We start from the raw sequence: 19,429 nt of genomic DNA, 5'->3' as shown, positions 1-19,429 counted from the left end.
TTGTTTAGTTGTAATTTGGGTTAAACTCTAATTCTTGATCGGGAATAGGCAATACATAATTAGATAGTGGAATATCTGTGGTCATAAACTGCATCCTTGTAATGTTTTTTCGTTTATAGTAATAGAACAGTTGCCCTTCCACATGAAATTCCTTTTGGTACTCTTTAGTAATCTCATTATTTAAATTGCTCTGACTAAGAGTGGTGGCCAATGGCGTAATGTTCCTGTTTTCGCGTACCACGTTCAGGTAATTAATGCCATCCGCGGTAGTTGATGCGCATTCGGCCAGAATGTAATACATTTCTGCCAACCTGATCATGGGTACTAACTGATCTAAACGATTGTCGGAAGGAGCTGTACCGGGATAGGTTTGCCAGAATTTCGATGGAAATACAAAACCTACACTATTGCTGTTATCTACTTCAATTCTTGCTAAATAGCGGATATCCGTACTACCACCAGAACTTGTTTCATAAAGTGTTTGGTAATCATTAGAAGAGCGGCGCATATTGGAAGCACCGCGAAAATAGCCAGGATCTGCCCAATTTCTAAGGTTAGCTACTCTCAGCCCAAAAATTTGTTCTGTAATGTAGATCCGGTCTCTGCTTTCGGCTGCAGCCGTTGCATTCCCGAAGGTTACAAATGTGAATTTATTGGCATCAACAACCATTTTCGCTGCTGCAAAGGCTTTGCTTTTATCGCCAGCAAAAAGGTATACTCTGGCCTGCAAGGCTTTAACCGCATAATAATTCATCTTGATGCTGCGGTTTGTCTGGCCATTGACGATTGGATCTGATGTGGCCAGCAGTTGTTCGGCTTCATTCAGATCTGCAAGTATAGCTATTACCGCATTTTGTGTAGTTAAAGGTACTGCAGTATATTGGTTTACATCTTTTTTGTACGGGATGGCTTTTTTTGTGAGTCCGCTTACATATTCAGGTCCAAATAACCGCAGGAGTTCGAAATGCATATAAGCCCGCAGCGCTACCGCTTCACCACGAATCCGGCTGTAAGCCGAGATACTTAATACATCACGTCGCTTTTCTGTATTTTGAATCACCTTATTCGCACCGGCGATAGCGTTATAACCGTTGCTCCAGATCGAATTTCCCAATTCAGTCACTTCCTGTGAGTTGAAGTTGAATTTAGCAGTATCGTAAAATCTGGAGTTAACGGGAATGTTATAATTCTGTGCCAAGGCGGACATAAAGCCCATAGTCAGATTATCGCCAAATAGGTTTTGCGAAGCAAATAGCGAGTATACGCCATCTAAAGCCTGTTGAAAGCCTAATTCCGAGTTGAATAGCTGGTTTTCAGAAACGGATGATTTTGGATTTACGTCAAGATATTTTTTGCATGACGTTAGCATAGCGGTTAAACAAACCAATATGGCTAAGAATTTTTTATAGTTCATATCTTTTAGTTAAAAACCTGCTCTTAAGGTTAAGGAATATGTTCTGGCAAAAGGGTTGCTGGTACCGCGTTCTACCTGTATAGAACTTACCCTGAAAAGGTCATTGGTAATGGCCGTGAGCTGTAAACTGCGCAACCCTATTTTTTCCAAAAACTGTTTTTTGTAAAAAGTATAACCTAATGATGCAGAACTCAAAATCAGGTTATCATCATCCTGTACAAATCTTGACGTCAGTTTGGTTTGAGTTGGGTTGGCGGTAATCCTTCTGAATTGGCTTACATCACCTGGTTTTGCCCAACCTAAGTCATAAGCTCTTTGGTCTACGTTGAATTTTGGATTAACAGATTCCACACGCTCTACCAAGGTTTGGTTATACATTTGTCCGCCGAATTGGTAGTTAAAGATCAGATTAACCTCAAAACCCTTATGCGAAAAGCCAGTGCCAAAGTTTCCGTTCCAAAGTGGCTGACTGATGCCTACCGGTACTTTGTCTGCTACATTCCAATCCAAGGTAGTTTCTCCTGATTTCGTTAGAAATACCTCAGAACCAGTAGTTGCATCTATCCCCAGTGAACGTACTGCAAAAATGGTATTAATAGATTGTCCTTCTACCAATTGGAGATTGGGTTTCACCTGATTTGGATTTCCGTTATTCAATAAATTGTTCGATGACTGCAGCGCGTTTGAAATTTTTCTAAGCGAGTTTCTATTGGTAAATCCGTTTACGTTAACTGTCCATAACGTCCTTGTAAATGGATTTTGCAGAATAGTATACCTAGCGTAAAATTCAAAACCTTTGTTTAATAATTCTCCATAGTTTTCTGTATAAGAATTAAATCCGGTTGAAGGGGCAAGGGTAATTTGTGTTACTGCATTTTTGGTATTCTCCAGATACAATTCAAACCTCAGGTTTAAACGGTTTTTCAATAGGTCGGCATCAAGACCAATATTCGCTTTCAATACATCCTGCCAGCTTAAAAAATCATTTCCCATGCCTGCAAGTGTAGCACCGATATTACCAAAATAAGCGCTTTCTGCATTAACATTGTACCTGAATTGAGAAGCATAAGAAGGTACATTGAGCGAACCGGTAGACCCATAACTTCCTCTTACTTTCAGTCGGTTAACGAAGTCGCTTTTCTGAAAGAAAGATTCGTTATGGATATTCCAGCCTGCACCTACAGACCAAAATGTACCAAAACGTTTCTCGTTGCCGTATTGAGAAGAACCATCCCTTCTGTAAGAAACACTGGCCAGAAAGCGGTCATCGTAAATGTAATTTCCACTGTACAGCAAACCTACACGGCTAATTGTGTTTTCATCACCAACCGGACGACCACTATACTGTGTAGCATAAAGAATGTCATCTAATTGATCTGTTAGCAGGCCTGTTGCAGAAAAGGTATTATAAGATGACGTGCTGCGAGATAAATTTAAACCTAAGTTAGAAAACAACTGGTGTTTGCCAAATATGGCATTCCAGTTTGCAGTCGTCAAACTTTCATATCCCATACTGTTATTGGTGCTTAAATCATAACTTCCTTTCAGGTTCAGATCAGTCACATTATTAAACCTGGTGTTTTGTGCAGAATAAAATAAATCGTCACCTCCGCTTTGTTTATTAATGCTTAAACTGCTCTCTACATAGATAGATTGTGTAGGCTTGTAGCGGGCACTAAAGTTATTGGAAAACCCAAAATAATTGGTACTGTTTATCGAATGCAGCGTGGCATTGTAAAGGGGATTTGCCGTCTGGTAGCTGAATCCAAGAAAGTTCAGGTCTTCTACCATTCGATTGGCGTTACCCTTATTATCATAAGGGGCCCAATAAGGGTTCATACTTACATAATCTGCGAAATTACCATAAGGTGATTCATTAGACTTGTTCTGGAAAATACGCAGGGAATTCCGGAACTCAAATTTCTTTTTAAAATAATTTAAGTCAAATTGACCTGAGTAATTGGTACGATCCTGACCTTTCATTACACCCGATTGGAAGTCACCTGATACCTGAAGCGCATAGCGGATAACCGTATCACCACCTTGTGCATAAACAGAAGTCCGGTTACTGTAGCCATTTTGTGTGGGTATAGATAACCAATCGGTATTAACGCCTTTGGCATAAGCTTTATAACGTTCGTTGTAAAGCATGTCAAAACTGCTTTGCAAAAGATTTGATGTAGTGCTATATAATCCAACCCGTTTTTCAAAATCGAGTTTTTGCTCAGAATTAAGCAGATGATACACTGAAAGATCTGGCGTGGTGAGGCGAAAATCGTGGGTTACATTCACCTGAAGTTTGCCGGCTGCAGGGGTAATGGTTGTAATTACAATCACACCATTAGCCCCTCTTGAACCATAAAGTGCGGTAGCAGAAGCATCCTTTAGCAGGGTTACGCTTCTGATTAAATTCATATCAAGGTCTACAATACGTTGCAGGTTTACCTCAAAACCATCCAAAATGAGGAGTGGAAGGGTTGGGATAGATGACAGTTGGCCCGAGAGGTTAGGAAAGGAATTTTCCCCACGGAGTTGAATATTAGGCAATTGGTTAATGTTACCGCCTGTTACATTGTTTGGTACTATCCTGAACGATGGATCAAGGGCACCAATAGCAGCAAATACGCTGTTGGCACTTACCTTTTTCAGTTCGGCACCCGTAAGGGTGTTCGCTGCCCCGGTAAAATTTTCTTTGCGTTGCGTAAAGATACCATTAACTACTGTTTCATCCAGGCTTACGGCCTGTTCTTCTAAAAAAATACTAAAATGACGTTCTGCCCTGATTTCAACCTCAGCTGTTTTATAACCCACATACCTAAACTCCAGCACTTTGGCATTTGCTGGTATAGTGAGTTTAAAACGGCCGTTGTTATCTGTTTGGGTCTGGAACTTAGCGCCTTTAATAGAAACCACTACGGATGGTAATGGATTGCCAGTTTTACGATCTCTAACTACGCCATCAATTTCATCATTCTGCTGTACTTTACTGGTCAGTACAACCGTTTTATCCTGAATGGTGTAGTTAATGCCTTGCGGGCCTAAAATTAATTTTAGTGTAGCATCAATAGATTGGTCTTTCAGGTTCACACTAATCTGTTTAGCATCTGAAATGATTTTATCGGAATAGACAAAATTATAGCCAGTCTGGCTTTTAATCATCCGGAAAACTTCCGAAAGCCGTTGGTAAGAAACGTTTAGTGTTATCCGTTGCGCGAAGGTATAAGCACTCATCTGCAAAAAAGATAAGATGAGCAGGAAGTGGAACAAGGTAGCTATCCGCAAAATTCTGGGACGTGTAGCACAATGCACAGCCATTTTATTGGTCTTCATTAAGTTGGTTTGGTTTGATAGTTGGATTAGTTGATTCTTGGTTTGATTCTGTAATTTTTGCAGTTTACAAAAACTAGAATTCTTGGTCTTTAAGTTAGTTTTTTACCATAGGTTGTTATATTAATGTTTGTATAATCATGAGTTAAATTAATCTTATTGTATCGCCGATACGACTACACGGTTACCTGCTGTTTTAATCTTAACCGTTCCGGTAGCCTGAAGGATGGTGAGTACACTGTGAATGTCTGCAAATCTCGAAATGCTACCACTTATTTTCTCTGACGGTATTTCACCTTCATAAGTAATATTTACGTCATACCATCTCGCGATTAGTTTCATAATGTACCTGATATCCTGACTCGCAAATACGAATTCGTTATTTTTCCAACCGGTTGCAGCTTCGATATTTGCAGCTGCTTTCTCAATGTTTCCATTACGTACTGTTCCCTTTTCACCTGGTGCCAGTATAACCTTTTCCCTGTTGGTATTCATGCTGATTTTTCCCTGTACCAGTGTGGTTATTTCCTCATCGTCATTTTCATAAGAACTTACATTAAATTCTGTTCCCAATACCTTTATATCGTGCCCGCGTGTAGTTACTACAAAGGGATGTCCGCTGTCATGAGCTACTTTAAAATAAGCTTCGCCATTTAATTTTACCTTCCTGATTTCTGCAGTAGCAAGATTGGTGGTGTAGGTAAGGCTTGAAGCGGCATTAAGCCATACCGAAGATCCATCCGGAAGTTCAACCTTAAAGGTTTCTCCTTTTGCGGTAGACAGGGTATTTGTTTTTAAGGTGTTATCAGCTTCATCTTTAACCTCGTACACCAATTCGCCTTTGGCCGTCTTGGTAATTTTTACACCGGCCTCTTCTGCAAAAACGCCATTTTTCAATTGGCTTAACCTGATTTGCTTCCCATTGGCCAGCGTAAGCGTTGCACCATAGGTGCCTGGCGTTATTTGTTCTTTTTTGTTTTGCACCAACGGTTGCTTTTGAGGCAAATTGGGTTCATAAAGTTTAAAAAGGCTGAACAATACCAGTATAACCGCTGCAGCTGCCGCAAATCTTGGCCATAGCTTCCGTTTTACTGAAACTTCGGTTGCAGGAAGTTTCGCCCAGATTTCCTGTCCGATCAGTTCCATATTTTCCGAATGTTCAACATCGGCAATGGTATTGACATAGGCATTAAACCAGGCGTCGATCCGGATTTTTTCTTCTGGTGTACAGTTACCTGCGTTGTAACGGTTAAGCAGTTCCTTCGCATATTTAGTTTGGTCTTCAGTCATTTTTGGTCAGTAGATACTGGCTTAACGACTAAGTAGGACGAAAGTCCCATGCGGAATGAAAAAAAAATTAAAAAAAGATAAGATAGGTGTTCATGGTGTCGCCCAGCTTGTTTCTGAGGGTTTTTAAAGCGGTGCTAAGTTGATTTTTAACAGTCTTGTTGGAAATCTGAAGTTCATCTGCAATTTCCTGGTTGGATTTATACTCTTTGCGGCTCATTTCAAATATCCGTCGCATCTTTTCGGGCAAATGCTGGATTTCACGCTCAATCTGGTCATACAGTTCTTTTTCTATATACAAACGATCTGGCGTAGCGTGGTTAAGCTGTATAAAACTGGTTAAAGATTCCAAATATCTGTTCTCTACCTTTGTGCGTTTTACCAGATCAAGAATGCGGTTTCTGGTAAGCGTATATAGATAGGCTGCAAGTGGTACAGCCGTATTCTGAATTTCTCTTTTGGCCCACAAAATGGTGAAAACTTCCTGTACCACATCTTTTGCCACATTTTCATCCTGCAACATTTTACGTGAGAAGCGGTACAGCACCTGCCAGTAACGATCGTAAATTTCTTTATACGCGCTGCTTCTTCCGGCTTTTAAAGCGGTTAGAAGGTCATTGTCGCTAACGAATAAAGGTGTTGGCATGTTGGTTTCTGGTTGGTAACAAAAAGCACAATCTAATGTTTATCCATATGGTTTGCAAATGTGTCGAACATAGAAAAAGTGCTACAACAATAATCGGTTATACGGATTTAATCTTCAAATATACTTTACTTTTATGGATTTGGTTCTATTTTAAAACTTATAGTTTGAGGTTTTATAAAAGTAGGGCAAGGGGTTGGAATGGATTTATATGAAGATGGTTGACAGTTGTAAGTTAAAGATTATCAATTTTTTATTATTAAACCGATTCTGGTAAGCGTTAAAGGTTAAAAGTGGTATTTCGGGTGCTTTTATTTATGAAATTTAACAATATTTCTTAAATCGTATTATACTTGCTCTGTTGCTAAAGAGGTAAGAATGTCGGATTTGTACAAAAAAAAGTCTTATTTATTTCTTTTTTTTGGTTTAAAGTCAACTAATTTTGGTTGATAGATAGGTATCTAATGATTCCTTAATTTTAACCAAATAGATCAGACAGATTAGCAGAATCTTATTCTTATCGGATAGAGCTATGCCAAAAACAACACAACATGAAAAGAAGAACCTTAATTAAAGGTATGGCTTTGAGTTTATCATCGCTATATCTATCTAAAAGTTATGCAGGCCAGCTGCTTAATGCGCCTTATGCAGCTGGTCCGTTTAAACCTATCTGGGATTCCCTGTCTCAATACAAAACGCCTGAGTGGTTTCGCGATGCCAAATTTGGCATGTGGGCACATTGGGGGCCCCAGTGTCAGCCGGAATTCGGTGATTGGTATGCCCGCGAAATGTACATGGAAGGCGGACATAAATATAAATATCACTTAGAAAAATATGGTCATCCTTCTAAATTCGGTTTTAAAGACGTAATTAATGACTGGAAGGCTGATCAATGGGATCCGGAAGAATTGGTGGGGCTTTACAAAAAGGCTGGCGCCAAATATTTTATGGCCATGGCCAATCACCACGATAACCTGGATCTGTATGATAGTACACACCAGAAATGGAATTCTGTTCGCATGGGCCCAAAAAAGGATATTATTGGTGGCTGGGCGAAGGCCGCAAAAAATCATGACCTGCGCTTCGGGGTAAGTGTGCATGCGGCGCACGCCTGGAGCTGGATGGAGACCGCCCAGCGTGCTGATAAACATGGCCCAATGGCCGGTATTCCTTACGATGGAAAATTAACAAAAGCTGATGGTAAAGGAACCTGGTGGGAAGGAGAAGACCCTCAGGAGCTATATGCACAAAATCATCCACTCAGTAAAAATAGTGAAGATAACGGGATGATCCACAGTCAATGGGCATGGGTAAATGGTGTTTCCCTGCCTTCTAAAGCCTATTGTGAAAAATTCTACAAACGCACTATTGAACTGTTAGACAAGTATGGGCCGGACGTCATCTACTTTGATGATACGATTTTACCTCTATATCCGGTTAGCGATGCGGGACTAAGGATTGCCGCACACATGTATAACGCCAGTATCAAAAAATATGGTAAACTGGAGGCGGTATTATTCGGGAAAGTGCTTGATGAACAACAGCGTAAGTGTATGGTGTGGGATATCGAGCGTGGGCAAACCAATGAAATTGCTAAAGAGCCTTTCCAGACAGATACTTGTATTGGTTCCTGGCATTATGACCGTCCGGTTTATGATAACAACTGGTATAAAGATCCCAAAACCGTTATTCATATGTTGTTGGATGTGGTCAGTAAAAATGGTAACCTGATGCTGAATATTCCAGTAAGGGGAAATGGAACCATTGATGAAAAAGAACGCGCCATAGTGGAAGGAATAACCGATTGGATGCAACGAAACAGCGAATGTATTTATAGTACGCGACCATGGAAAATCTTCGGAGAAGGACCGGCAATTGCAAACGCAAAGCCACTAAGTGTACAGGGCTTTAACGAAGGTAGTGTAAAATTTGGGGCAAAGGATTTCCGCTTCACCACCAAAGGGAAAGATTTGTTTGCAGCCATGCTTGACTGGCCTTCTGATAGAACAGCACTGATAGAGAGTCTCGCATCAAATAAAGTCAATAAAATACAAAAAGTAAGTTTATTGGGTTATCCCGGATCAATTGAATTTGAACAGACAGGAGAGGGATTAAAAATAAAACTTCCTGAACAGGCACCAGGCTCCATTGCCTATGTGTTTAAAATTTACGGCGCTATTGTCTAAATAGGATTTACTCCTTAAATGAGTTGGTTATCTCTCCGTCCTGGAATGAATCAGCCAGATCATATTTTACTCACTTAATTGTTAAAACACATCATTCATGCACCAATATGGCGCATGAATGATTTACTGAAGTCGTTACATGATTGCTAATAAAGTGATACGAAAACGTGCGATTACGCTGCTTTTCATCATGCTATGTTTACCTGCTTTTACCTTCGCACAATCTCCGGTTAATGCACCCGTCTGGGGCAATTGGACACATTGGGGAGATCAGGGCAATGGCACTTACCGCAACCCGGTTTTACCTGGCGATTACAGCGATGTTGATTGCATCCGCGTAGGTGATTCCTATTATGCGGTTTCTTCTACTTTTCAATATTCCCCTGGATTCGTGATCCTGAAATCGAAAGATCTGGTCAACTGGCAGATACTGGGGCATGCCGTTAAAGATATTAGTACAATTTCGCCTGCCATGAACTATACGCAGATGGACCGTTACGGAAAGGGAATCTGGGCAGGTGCCATCCGGTATCATAACAAACGTTTCTGGATTTATTTTGGTGATCCGGATGAAGGTTATTTTATGAGTTCTGCAGCTAAGCCAGAAGGACCGTGGACGCCTTTACATAAGGTGTGGGGCGAAAAGGGCTGGGATGATTGCTGCCCTTTTTGGGATGAAGATGGTCAGGGCTATCTCATCGGAACCCACTTTGCTGATGGCTATAAAATTCATCTTTTTAAGATGACGGCCGATGGCAAGTCACTGATCAAAGATTCAGATCAGGTAATTTATCAATCACATGGGAGCGAAGCCAATAAGCTGTACAAAATCAATGGCTATTATTATCACCTTTTCAGTGAGGTGCGCAATAACGTTCGCGTTTTAATGATGGAAAGGGCCAAAAATATCTGGGGGCCTTATGAAGGACCACGGCAGCTGAGCGAAGGGCAACCTGAGTTTAATGAACCCAATCAGGGCGGATTGGTACAGACCCAAACCGGTGGATGGTACTTCTTGACCCACCATGGTTCTGGCGATTGGTCCGGACGGATTCTAAGTCTGCTGCCTGTAACCTGGATGGAAGGTTGGCCAGTAATCGGAAAACCTAACGCCAATGGTATTGGCGAAATGGTATGGTCTGCGCCTATGCCGGTCAAATCAACCCGCAAAACATATCCGCAAAGCAGTGATGATTTTAATGCCAAAAGCCTCCAGCCCCAATGGGAGTGGAACTACCAGCCCAAAAAAGATCAATGGTCATTATCCGAGAGAAAAGGATGGTTGCGTTTATATGCCTTTAAACCGCTAAAAGATCATATTCTTTCTGCCGGCAATACCTTAACACAAAGGGTTTACCGCACATCTAAAAATACGGTTACCGTAAAGTTTGATCTTAGCGGAATGGCCAGTGGGCAAAAAGCTGGTTTATCGCATTTTGGTGCGCCGGATTATGCTACGCTTGGGTTTGAATGTACCGACGGAACCAAGAAGTTATCTTTTACAACGAAAAATCAGGTTTTAACAGGCCCTGAAATTCAAGGTAATGAGGTTTGGATCCGATCAGTATGGGGACTTGATGGGCAAAGTACCTTTAGTTACAGTATGGATGGCAAAACATTTAAATCATTTGGTGAGCCTTACCAACTTCGCTGGGGATCTTATCGGGGTGACCGGATTGCCATTTACAATTACAATCCTCTTGGTAAAGGGGGATCTATTGATGTAGATTACCTTCATTATGATTATGATAAATAAAATATTAATACATCAAAAATCCCTTACACTTTTTATTCAGCAGTATTTTAACCGGTCATTAAACCTGATCGTCTATACTTTGCTATTCATTTTAATTGCTTCAAGGAGCTATGCCCAAAGTTCCTGGACGGCAGATAATGGAAATGGTACCTATACCAATCCCCTGTTTTATGATGAATTCTCCGATCCGGACCTCATTCGTGTAGGGAATGATTTTTACCTCACCGGTACCACCATGCACAGTGTACCGGGATTACCGGTGCTGCACTCTAAAGACCTGGTTAACTGGAAAGTGATCAGTTATGCAATGGACCGTTTTCGGCAGGGAGGGGAATTTAATCTTCAGGATGGGAAAGAAGCCTATGGTCAAGGCATATGGGCACCTTGCATCCGGTACCACGAAGGAATTTTCTATATTTTTTCCAATGTAAACAAACATGGTCTGCAGATTTTTACGGCCTCCAATCCGGCCGGGCCTTGGAAACAGCACCAGCTGAAAGGTCATATTTATGATTTGTCGGTGCTGTTTGAGAACGGAAAAATCTATGTTGTTTATGGTGTCGGGGAAATCAAACTCATTGAATTAAAACCTGACCTAAGCGGTTTTGTAGAAGGTAGCGACCGTGTGATCATTCCCCGGGGAAATGCCATGGGCGAAGGTAATCACATTTACAAAATCAATGGGAAATATTATATTACCAATGCTGATAACGGTCGCCTGCAATGTGCGCGTGCCGCCAATATTGAGGGACCTTACGAAACAACAGTGGTCAGTGCAAAAGAAACCATGGGAACAACGCTTGGTTGGTTGACCAACAACATGTGGCTGGATTCTGCCTTGCCTGCCGCAAATGCCAGATTATCGATGACTAGGCAAAGCGATCAATTGTTTGGATCAGTTCCCATGCATCAGGGTGGTATTGTTGATCTGCCCAATGGCGAATGGTGGGGCTTTTCGATGATGGATTTCCGGGCAGTGGGCAGAACAACCTTTCTGTCGCCTGTTACCTGGAAAGATGGCTGGCCTTTCTTTGGCATTGAAGGTAACTTGGGCAGGTCGCCACGTACTTGGTTTAAACCCAATGTGGCTCAACCCGATCGTCCGCAGGCGCCTTACAAACGTAATGACAATTTTGATGCACCACAATTAGCCTCTGCATGGCAATGGAACCATAATCCTGTCGACAGCAAATGGCAGTTGAAAGGGGGAAGCCTGCGCCTGCATACCTTACCGGCAAAAGATTTCCTTTGGGCAAGAAATACCCTGACCCAGCGGGGTGTTGGTCCTGAATCTGAAGCTACCGTGGAATTGAACGGTCAACAACTGAAAGATGGTGATATTGCAGGTTTAGGTTTAATGAACATCCCTTATGCCTGGATCGGTATCTTGCGCGACGGTAATCGTTATTTGTTCAGAATGTTCGACCAGTATCAGCAAAAAAACATCGATAAACCCATAACATCGCCAAGGATCTACCTGCGTGCTTTTGGCAATTTCGATGATGATATCGCACAGTTGAGCTATAGCCTGGATGGGAAAACCTTTGAGAAGGTTGGCGACAGTATCCGCTTGCCCTTCCAGCTGAAGACCTTTCAGGGTACCCGATTTGCGCTTTTTGCCTATAATACCAAAGGTACCGAAGGTGGTTATGCACAATTTAAAAATTTTACTTTGAAAGAACCTTTGGCCGATCGTGCAAAAAATCTGCCTTTGGATCAGGTAATTACGTTAACAAATCTTGCAGATCGCCGTCAGGCATGGGCCAATCCACATGGGATGCTTTGTCCGGGCAGAAGTTTTTCTCCGGAAAAAGATATCAACTACCTGTTTAGGGTACTGGATCGCGGACAGGGGAAAGTAGCCTTGCAGGCCCTGAACGGATCAGGTTTCCTGACGATTACCAGCATGGGCTTGTCTGCCGATGTGCGGCTCATCAAGGAAGAAACAGCAGGTAGTCTGTTCGTATGGCAGGATATGTTGAGGGGGCAGTGTATGTTATTGTCGTTAAAAACAAACCGTTTTGTAGGCTTAGATCCGCATACGGGAGAATTATATAGTGCAGATTGGCCAGGCACTTTACCGAACCGCAAAGACGGAACCGTTTTTAGCTGGCAGGTAGTAAATGAATAAACATTTAGCTAAATACCTAAATATTAAACACAAATCAAATGACACTAAGAAAATCCTTTATCCTTTATGTTTTGGTGACTTCACTTTGCTGCAGTATGGCCTATGCACAAAAAATCCAGTCTTACCCGATCATTTCGCCCAATGGCAAAATCAAACTGGTGTTCGAATATCATCAACAGGCAAAAATTGACAGTAGCGCATCTGCGGAGTTTGATGTATATTATCTAACCAATGGAAAATGGGCGCCGATTCTTTCCGATACTGAAATCGGTATCGCAACCCAAAAGGAGCAGTTTAAAAACCTCACCTTAAAAAGTGCCGGATCTGTTAAACGGCTGAATGCCCGGTATGAAATGATAAGCGGTAAAAGAAAGCTTTGTAGTAACCAGGCGAATGAAAGTACCTGTAACTTTGTCAATGCGAACGGTAAGGCATTGAATGTGATTTTCCGGGTATACAACGATGGTATTGCCTTCCGTTATGAATTTCCAAAATGGTCAGACCAGCCGGTTCATATCGAAGATGAGTATACCACCTTTAATATTCCGGCACAGACAGATCGCTGGGTACAAGCCTACGATCCGGGTTATGAAGATTTTTATCCTTATAGCAATAACGGTAAAGGAGAAAAAAGCCAGGAGTGGTCTTACCCTGCCTTGTTTAAACATCAGGAAGCACCAGTGTGGTATCTCATTTCTGAAGCCGGAAACAGCGAATTTAATGCAGCTTCCAGATTGGTGAACAACAAAGATGTTAACCGGTACAAAATCAGCTACTCGGCAGGAAGGAAAAGCTTTCCGCAACAAGGTGATATTAGCACTTTACCCTGGAAGTCACAGTGGCATACTGTAATGATCGGAAGCCTGGCAACTGTGGTAGAATCTACCTTGATTACCGATGTGAGTGAGCCAAGTCGTATTGCACAAAAAGACTGGATCAAACCAGGTGCGGTAGCCTGGATTTACTGGGCTTATAACCATGGATCTAAAGACTATCAAAAAGCGGTGGGATATACCAACCTCGCCAAAACCATGAGCTGGCCTTATGTGCTGATCGACTGGGAATGGGATGTAATGGGCAATGGCGGGAAACTGGAGGATGCGGTTAATTATGCCAAATCAAAAGGCATCAAACCCTTAATCTGGTACAATTCGGGTACAACTGACTGGTCAAAGGATACACCTGTAGACCGCATGAGAACCCGGGAAAGACGCATCAAAGAGTTTGAATGGTTAAATAAAATAGGGGTGTACGGAATTAAGGTAGACTTTTTTGCCGGAGACCAGCAGGATATGATGAAGTTGTATCTTGATATTTTGAAAGATGCCGCAGATCACCATTTGATGGTTAATTTTCATGGTGCAACCATCCCACGTGGCTGGTCTAGAACCTATCCGAATTTAATGAGCGTGGAAGCTGTTTTTGGTGCTGAATGGTATAATAATGGAGATGTAATGACCAATAAGGCAGCTGTACACAACACGACCTTGCCTTTTACCAGGAACGTAATTGGCCCTATGGATTATACCCCGGTTACCTTTTCTAACAGTCAGCACCCGCATATTACTTCTTATGGACATGAGTTAGCACTTTCCGTTGTCTTTGAATCGGCTTTACAACATTTTGCAGACCGGCCTGAAGCTTATTATGCACTGCCTGATGCCCCAAAAAACTTTTTAAAGGCTGTGCCAACCGCCTGGGATGAAACACGTTTGCTGAGTGGCTTTCCGGGAAAATATGTGGTGATGGCGAGAAGACGTGGTGCCAAATGGTACATTGGAGGACTGAATGGGCAGGAAGACGCTAAAGTATTACAGTTCAATTTGGACTTTTTGAACAAAAAGCAAGCAAACATCAACATTATCCGGGATGGCGAAAATGACAAATCTTTTAAATCACAAATGCAAGTATGGCGTAAGGGGCAGCCGGTAAAAATTAACTGTTTGCCACGTGGTGGTTTCGTTGCGGTGGTAGAATAAAATGTTTAACTACCATTGACAGAATCCCATGGTGCGGTCGTCATTCTCACGAATGCGGGAACCACGAAGTGCTCAGCGAAGCTAATCTTAATGCAAGCGCCCAAGATTCCCAATTAAGTTGGGAATGACGATTCCTTGAGGAATATTACATAATAAAATTTATCTGTCACGGATATTGATTTTTGTACATAAATTGTGAGTTTTGGCTCTTAACTTCGTCATTGCGAACTGAAGAAGGGACTTCGCGCAGGAGTGAAGCAATCTTTTTTGATAATAAATTACACGGCTCGCTCATATCCCGCCTCGCAATGATGGATTATCTTGTAATAACCTTATAGTCAACTATAAATAACCATAATTCACGTTAGATTATCCTTAAGGATGGCAATTTTATATTTATGATACCAACCTCAAGAGTTATGATCGAAATGTCTGTACCAAGCCTAAAGAAATATTAACAGCGAGTCTGATTTTAATCAAAAACATAATCTTGATAAATAATGATGCCTTTGAAAAGAAATGTTATAAAAAAAATGAGTTCTGGAATAATCATCTTTGCAGTGATCTATTTATTCATACCTCAAAATATCCATGCCCAGACGGTTCAATATTCCCGAGGCGTATCTGCCTTTCAGGCTAATGATGTTTTACTAGATCCTTCGTGGGTAAAAGACCGTGAAGAACTGAACACCAATTACCTTTTAACACTCGATCCCGATCGCCTATTGCATAATTTTAAGATCAATGCGGGCCTGCCTTCTCTGGCCAAACCTTTGGGCGGATGGGAGGCCCCGGATATCGGTCTTCGTGGTCATTTTACCGGTCATTATCTTTCGGCAGTTTCACTTTTGGTAGAACAGCATAAAAGTCCATTATTGCGCCAAAGGCTTATTTATATGATTGATGAGTTATATAAATGCCAGCAGGCTTTAGGTAAAGGTTACCTGAGTGCTTTTCCGGAGCGTGATTTTGATACCCTCGAAAAAACATTCGGAAATGTATGGGCGCCTTATTATACCTACCATAAAATCATGCAGGGGCTTTTGGATGTTTATACGCATACCGGTAACCAAAAGGCCTATACTATGGTTAATTTAATGGCCAGTTATGTGCAAAACAGAATGGCACGGCTTGATTCGCAAAGCATTGAAAAAATATTATATACAGTTGGTGCTAATCCAGGCAATGAGGTTGGTCCGATGAATGAGGTGATGTACAACCTGTATCAGGTTTCCCATAAGCCTGAACACCTCGCACTGGCGAAACTATTTGATAGGGATTGGTTCTTTCGCCCACTGGCAGAAAATCAGGATATCCTTTCCGGGCTGCATTCCAATACCCACCTTGTGCTGGTGAACGGTTTTGTACAACGTGCCATTATTACCGGTGAAAGCGCTTATCTGAATGCATCAAAGAATTTCTGGAATATGTTGATGCATCATCATGCTTATGCCAATGGTTCTAGCAGCGGTCCGCGGCCAAATGTAACCAGTCCAACATCGCTTACAGCAGAACACTGGGGCGTTCCGGATCATTTAAGCAATACGATGACCAAAGAAATTGCCGAATCATGTGTTTCTCATAACAGCCAAAAACTAACCAGCTATCTGTTTTGCCAGGATCAACAGCCTGTTTATGCTGAAACTTATATGAATACTTTTTATAATTCGGTAATGGCCTTGCAAAATGGAAATACTGGTGCAGTAGTTTATCACTTGCCGCTCGGTTCGCCAAGAGAAAAGAAATTCTTAAAAGAAGACGATTTCAGGTGCTGTAACGGAACATCTATCGAAGCTTTTGCCTCGCTAAATAAAGGGATTTATTACCATGATGCAACTTCTGTATGGATCAATTTGTATGTACCTTCTACATTGAACTGGAAAGAACAGAAATTTGCACTTCAACAGGAAGGTAACTTTCCAACCGATTCTACGGTTACATTCACTATAAAATCTGCTAAGACAGAAGCATTGAAATTAAATCTCCTGATCCCGAGCTGGTCAGAAGGGACAGCGGTTTACATCAATGGAAAGCGTGAGTCTCCTGCTCCGGCTGCCGGTACTTATTTGTCTTTGAACCGCACTTGGAAAGCTGGCGACCAGATCAAACTGGTTTTTCACTATCGTTTTCACCTTGAAGCCATGCCTGATGACGAAAATGTATTTGCCATTTTCTATGGACCAACCCTGTTGGCTGCAGAAACTGACGCAGAATTTGTTTTAAAGGGATCTAAGCAGGAAATCCTTAAAAACATGAACCAAGAGGGAAAAGATTGTTTCAAACTCCGCAATGCCAATAATACCTTTACCTTGCGCCCACTTTATGATATTAGCAATCAAGCTTATGGAGTATATGCAACTTTACGGAATTATTGATTTGAATGCTTAACTTTTTTGGCGATCATCCCAGCCGTTGTAATTGTATCAGGCGGTGTGATTCAAATTTAATAGAAATTAGTCCTAATATCCGGATATTTATGATGGGAACGGGAATTTAACTGATATTATTCTTATATAAATGCAGTATAGATTTTATGTTTTTTTGCAGGCAAATATCATCTTCGGAAATTAAGAAATATGAAATCCGGTTATTTTGCTACTAAGTAGGGTATTGATTTAAGCAGAGAGGTGCAATCTATCCGTTAGAGTAAAGATAAAGTGAGTTTTGTTTGGCATGTATGAACATATCTTAAAAGTGAACACCATTTTTTCTTAGTAATCAATGAGCTTTCATTGAAATAATAGCTTTGTTTGTTGGTTTTTGATGTTTTATAAGTTAATTTGCTTAAACTTTCCCTAAAGCTATGAATAGCTACGAGTCTTTTTCGGATGCCCAGCTAATTTCCCATATCAAAAATGGCGATCAAGGTGCATTTACGGAAATATACCGCAGGTTCTGGGATAAGGTATTTGCCGTAGCCTACCACCGTCTGGCTAACCAGGCCGAGGCTGAAGAGGTGGTACAGGAAGTGTTTTTAAGTCTCTGGAAAAGGCGTTCAAACCTGCAGATCAAATATAGCCTGCGTACTTATTTAAGTGCAGCAACCAAATACCAGGTGATTAATAAACAAAGTAGAGGATATTTTCATGAGGCCAAGAAAAAATCACTTGAGGAAATTGCAGAACAGGGGATAGATACTACTGAATTATGGTTTTCTGAACGGGAACTCAGACAGGAATTAGGCAAGCATATTAATGAGCTTCCGCTCAAATGCCGCCTGATTTTTAAAATGAGCAGGGAAGACTACAAATCAAATGCAGCAATCGCTGAGGAATTAAATATATCTGAAAAAACAGTCGAGGCCCATATTACCAGGGCACTCAAAATTTTGAAGGGTAAATTAGGGGCAGGACTGCCATTGATTTTATATCTTCTTTCCAAATAAAATTTATTTTAAAATTAATATAGGGTTAGGCCTTGTTGATGTGACTATATGTTAAATCAGCAAACAATTGGATCAACGCGACAAAACCTACTCCATACCAGAAATTGCCTTTAAGTGGCAACAAGGAACTGCTACGCCAGAAGAAAAAGCCTTCTACGAGCAATGGTATGCTTCTTTTAATGATGAAGAACTCGATCTTCGGGAAACCAGCTATACCGGATTTGATGAGTTGGAAAAAAGTCTTTATGCTAAAATAGATATCGGGATCAAAGAAGAAAAAGTAAAACCCTTAAAATCTAAACTTTTTCCGATCTGGTTTACAAGTGCGGCAGCTATACTGGTGTTCGCTATTGGTTTTATTGCCTATCAATCCGGTTGGTTTAACATGCTGATTTCTCCTGAAAAAACTAAAAGTGAAATTTTACCCGGAACCAATACGGCTATTCTGAAACTATCGAACGGAAAGATTTTGCAGTTAAGCAATAGTAAACCCGGCTTAAAAATCAATTCCGCTGATCTCGAATATATAGATGGAAGTGGAATAGCTTTAGATAAAACGAGTGCTGTAACCAAAGAGATGGAGATTAAAACACCAAACGGAGGCACCTACCAGGTGGAACTACCTGATGGTACAAAAGTTTGGCTTAACGCTTCCAGCAGCATTTCGCTGCCTGCAAATTTTTCATCAAACTTCGAACGGCGTTTAAAATTACAGGGCGAGGCCTATTTTGAAGTGGCAAAAGTAAATACAGCTGTTAATGGCATTCAAAAAAGAAGGCCTTTTATTATTACGGTTAATAACAAATCTGTTGAGGTATTGGGTACTCACTTTAATATAAGGGCTTACAATAATGAACAATCACTTAAAGCCACCCTGCTAGAGGGCAGTGTAAAAGTGGTGGATGGTAACTCCGCTAAAAAAATAGTTCCCGGCGAGCAGGCAACAGCTGTTAATGGACTTATTAATATAAATAAAGTTGATGTGGATGATGTTATCGCCTGGAAAAACGGCAATTTTCAGTTTACAAATGTGGGGATAGAACGGATTATGCAGGATATTGCCAGGTGGTATGATGTAGAAGTTGTTTATAACGGGCCGGTAACAAAAGAAAGCTTTGGAGGAGCCATCTCCAGAAATAAACCCTTACAGGATGTACTTTCGTCGCTTGAAGAAACCGGCGGTGTACATTTCAAAATTGAAGGAAGGAGGATAATCGTGATGCCATAAATTTACATAGCTACGTTTCCAGAAAGAACCGGAGGTGAGATGAAGCACCCCCGGCAGTAAATTTGGAGCGGTATAAATGAAGAATATATTCAA

General features: G+C 41.2%; 11 protein-coding genes. 7 read left to right on the top strand and 4 right to left on the bottom strand.

The window, feature by feature from the left end; genetic code table 11:
• Nucleotides 1-4: 4 nt before the first annotated feature.
• The 4 genes from BM107_RS03425 to BM107_RS03410 all read right to left on the bottom strand — a co-directional run bounded on the left by BM107_RS03425 (nucleotide 5) and on the right by BM107_RS03410 (nucleotide 6,674).
• The gene (locus tag BM107_RS03425) at nucleotides 5-1,414 is read right to left on the bottom strand and encodes a RagB/SusD family nutrient uptake outer membrane protein (RefSeq protein ID WP_090980302.1); all 1,410 of its coding nucleotides are present in this window, start codon (nucleotides 1,412-1,414) and stop codon (nucleotides 5-7) included.
• A 9-nt stretch (nucleotides 1,415-1,423) separates the two neighbouring features.
• Nucleotides 1,424-4,744 carry a SusC/RagA family TonB-linked outer membrane protein gene (locus tag BM107_RS03420; protein WP_090980300.1) on the bottom strand — a complete coding sequence of 1,107 codons (3,321 nt, stop codon included), beginning with the start codon at nucleotides 4,742-4,744 and terminating at the stop codon, nucleotides 1,424-1,426.
• A 153-nt stretch (nucleotides 4,745-4,897) separates the two neighbouring features.
• Complete coding sequence (locus BM107_RS03415; RefSeq protein ID WP_090980297.1) at nucleotides 4,898-6,031, bottom strand: FecR family protein; 1,134 nt, start codon at nucleotides 6,029-6,031, stop codon at nucleotides 4,898-4,900.
• Between the two features lie 67 nt (nucleotides 6,032-6,098).
• The gene (locus BM107_RS03410; protein WP_090980295.1) at nucleotides 6,099-6,674 is read right to left on the bottom strand and encodes an RNA polymerase sigma factor; all 576 of its coding nucleotides are present in this window, start codon (nucleotides 6,672-6,674) and stop codon (nucleotides 6,099-6,101) included.
• A gap of 548 nt (nucleotides 6,675-7,222) precedes the next feature.
• On the opposite strand from BM107_RS03410, the gene BM107_RS03405 reads away from it, so the two are divergent.
• From BM107_RS03405 to BM107_RS03375, 7 genes are all read left to right on the top strand, one after another.
• Nucleotides 7,223-8,857 carry an alpha-L-fucosidase gene (locus tag BM107_RS03405; protein ID WP_090980293.1) on the top strand — a complete coding sequence of 545 codons (1,635 nt, stop codon included), beginning with the start codon at nucleotides 7,223-7,225 and terminating at the stop codon, nucleotides 8,855-8,857.
• 139 nt (nucleotides 8,858-8,996) lie between these two features.
• On the top strand, nucleotides 8,997-10,613 hold the full coding sequence (locus BM107_RS03400) for a glycoside hydrolase family 43 protein (protein ID WP_208864321.1): 1,617 nt from the start codon (nucleotides 8,997-8,999) through the stop codon (nucleotides 10,611-10,613).
• Nucleotides 10,603-12,744: a glycoside hydrolase family 43 protein gene (locus BM107_RS03395; protein ID WP_090980702.1), complete on the top strand. Its 2,142-nt coding sequence runs from the start codon at nucleotides 10,603-10,605 to the stop codon at nucleotides 12,742-12,744. Before BM107_RS03400 ends, BM107_RS03395 begins: the two co-directional genes overlap by 11 nt.
• 38 nt (nucleotides 12,745-12,782) lie before the next feature.
• The gene (locus BM107_RS03390) at nucleotides 12,783-14,723 is read left to right on the top strand and encodes a glycoside hydrolase family 97 protein (RefSeq protein ID WP_090980291.1); all 1,941 of its coding nucleotides are present in this window, start codon (nucleotides 12,783-12,785) and stop codon (nucleotides 14,721-14,723) included.
• A 533-nt stretch (nucleotides 14,724-15,256) separates the two neighbouring features.
• Nucleotides 15,257-17,098 (top strand): beta-L-arabinofuranosidase domain-containing protein, encoded by a 1,842-nt coding sequence (locus tag BM107_RS03385; protein ID WP_090980700.1) that lies wholly within the window; start codon nucleotides 15,257-15,259, stop codon nucleotides 17,096-17,098.
• A gap of 428 nt (nucleotides 17,099-17,526) precedes the next feature.
• Entirely contained in the window at nucleotides 17,527-18,108 is a 582-nt protein-coding gene (locus tag BM107_RS03380) for an RNA polymerase sigma factor (RefSeq protein ID WP_090980289.1), read from the top strand.
• 67 nt (nucleotides 18,109-18,175) lie between these two features.
• The gene (locus tag BM107_RS03375; protein ID WP_090980287.1) at nucleotides 18,176-19,336 is read left to right on the top strand and encodes a FecR family protein; all 1,161 of its coding nucleotides are present in this window, start codon (nucleotides 18,176-18,178) and stop codon (nucleotides 19,334-19,336) included.
• Nucleotides 19,337-19,429 lie beyond the last annotated feature (93 nt).

It is taken from the genome of Pedobacter suwonensis (assembly GCF_900111825.1).
In the GTDB taxonomy this organism is placed as follows: domain Bacteria; phylum Bacteroidota; class Bacteroidia; order Sphingobacteriales; family Sphingobacteriaceae; genus Pedobacter; species Pedobacter suwonensis.
Note: the sequence above shows the minus strand (reverse complement) of the source record. Positions and strands in the feature narration are given on the sequence as shown.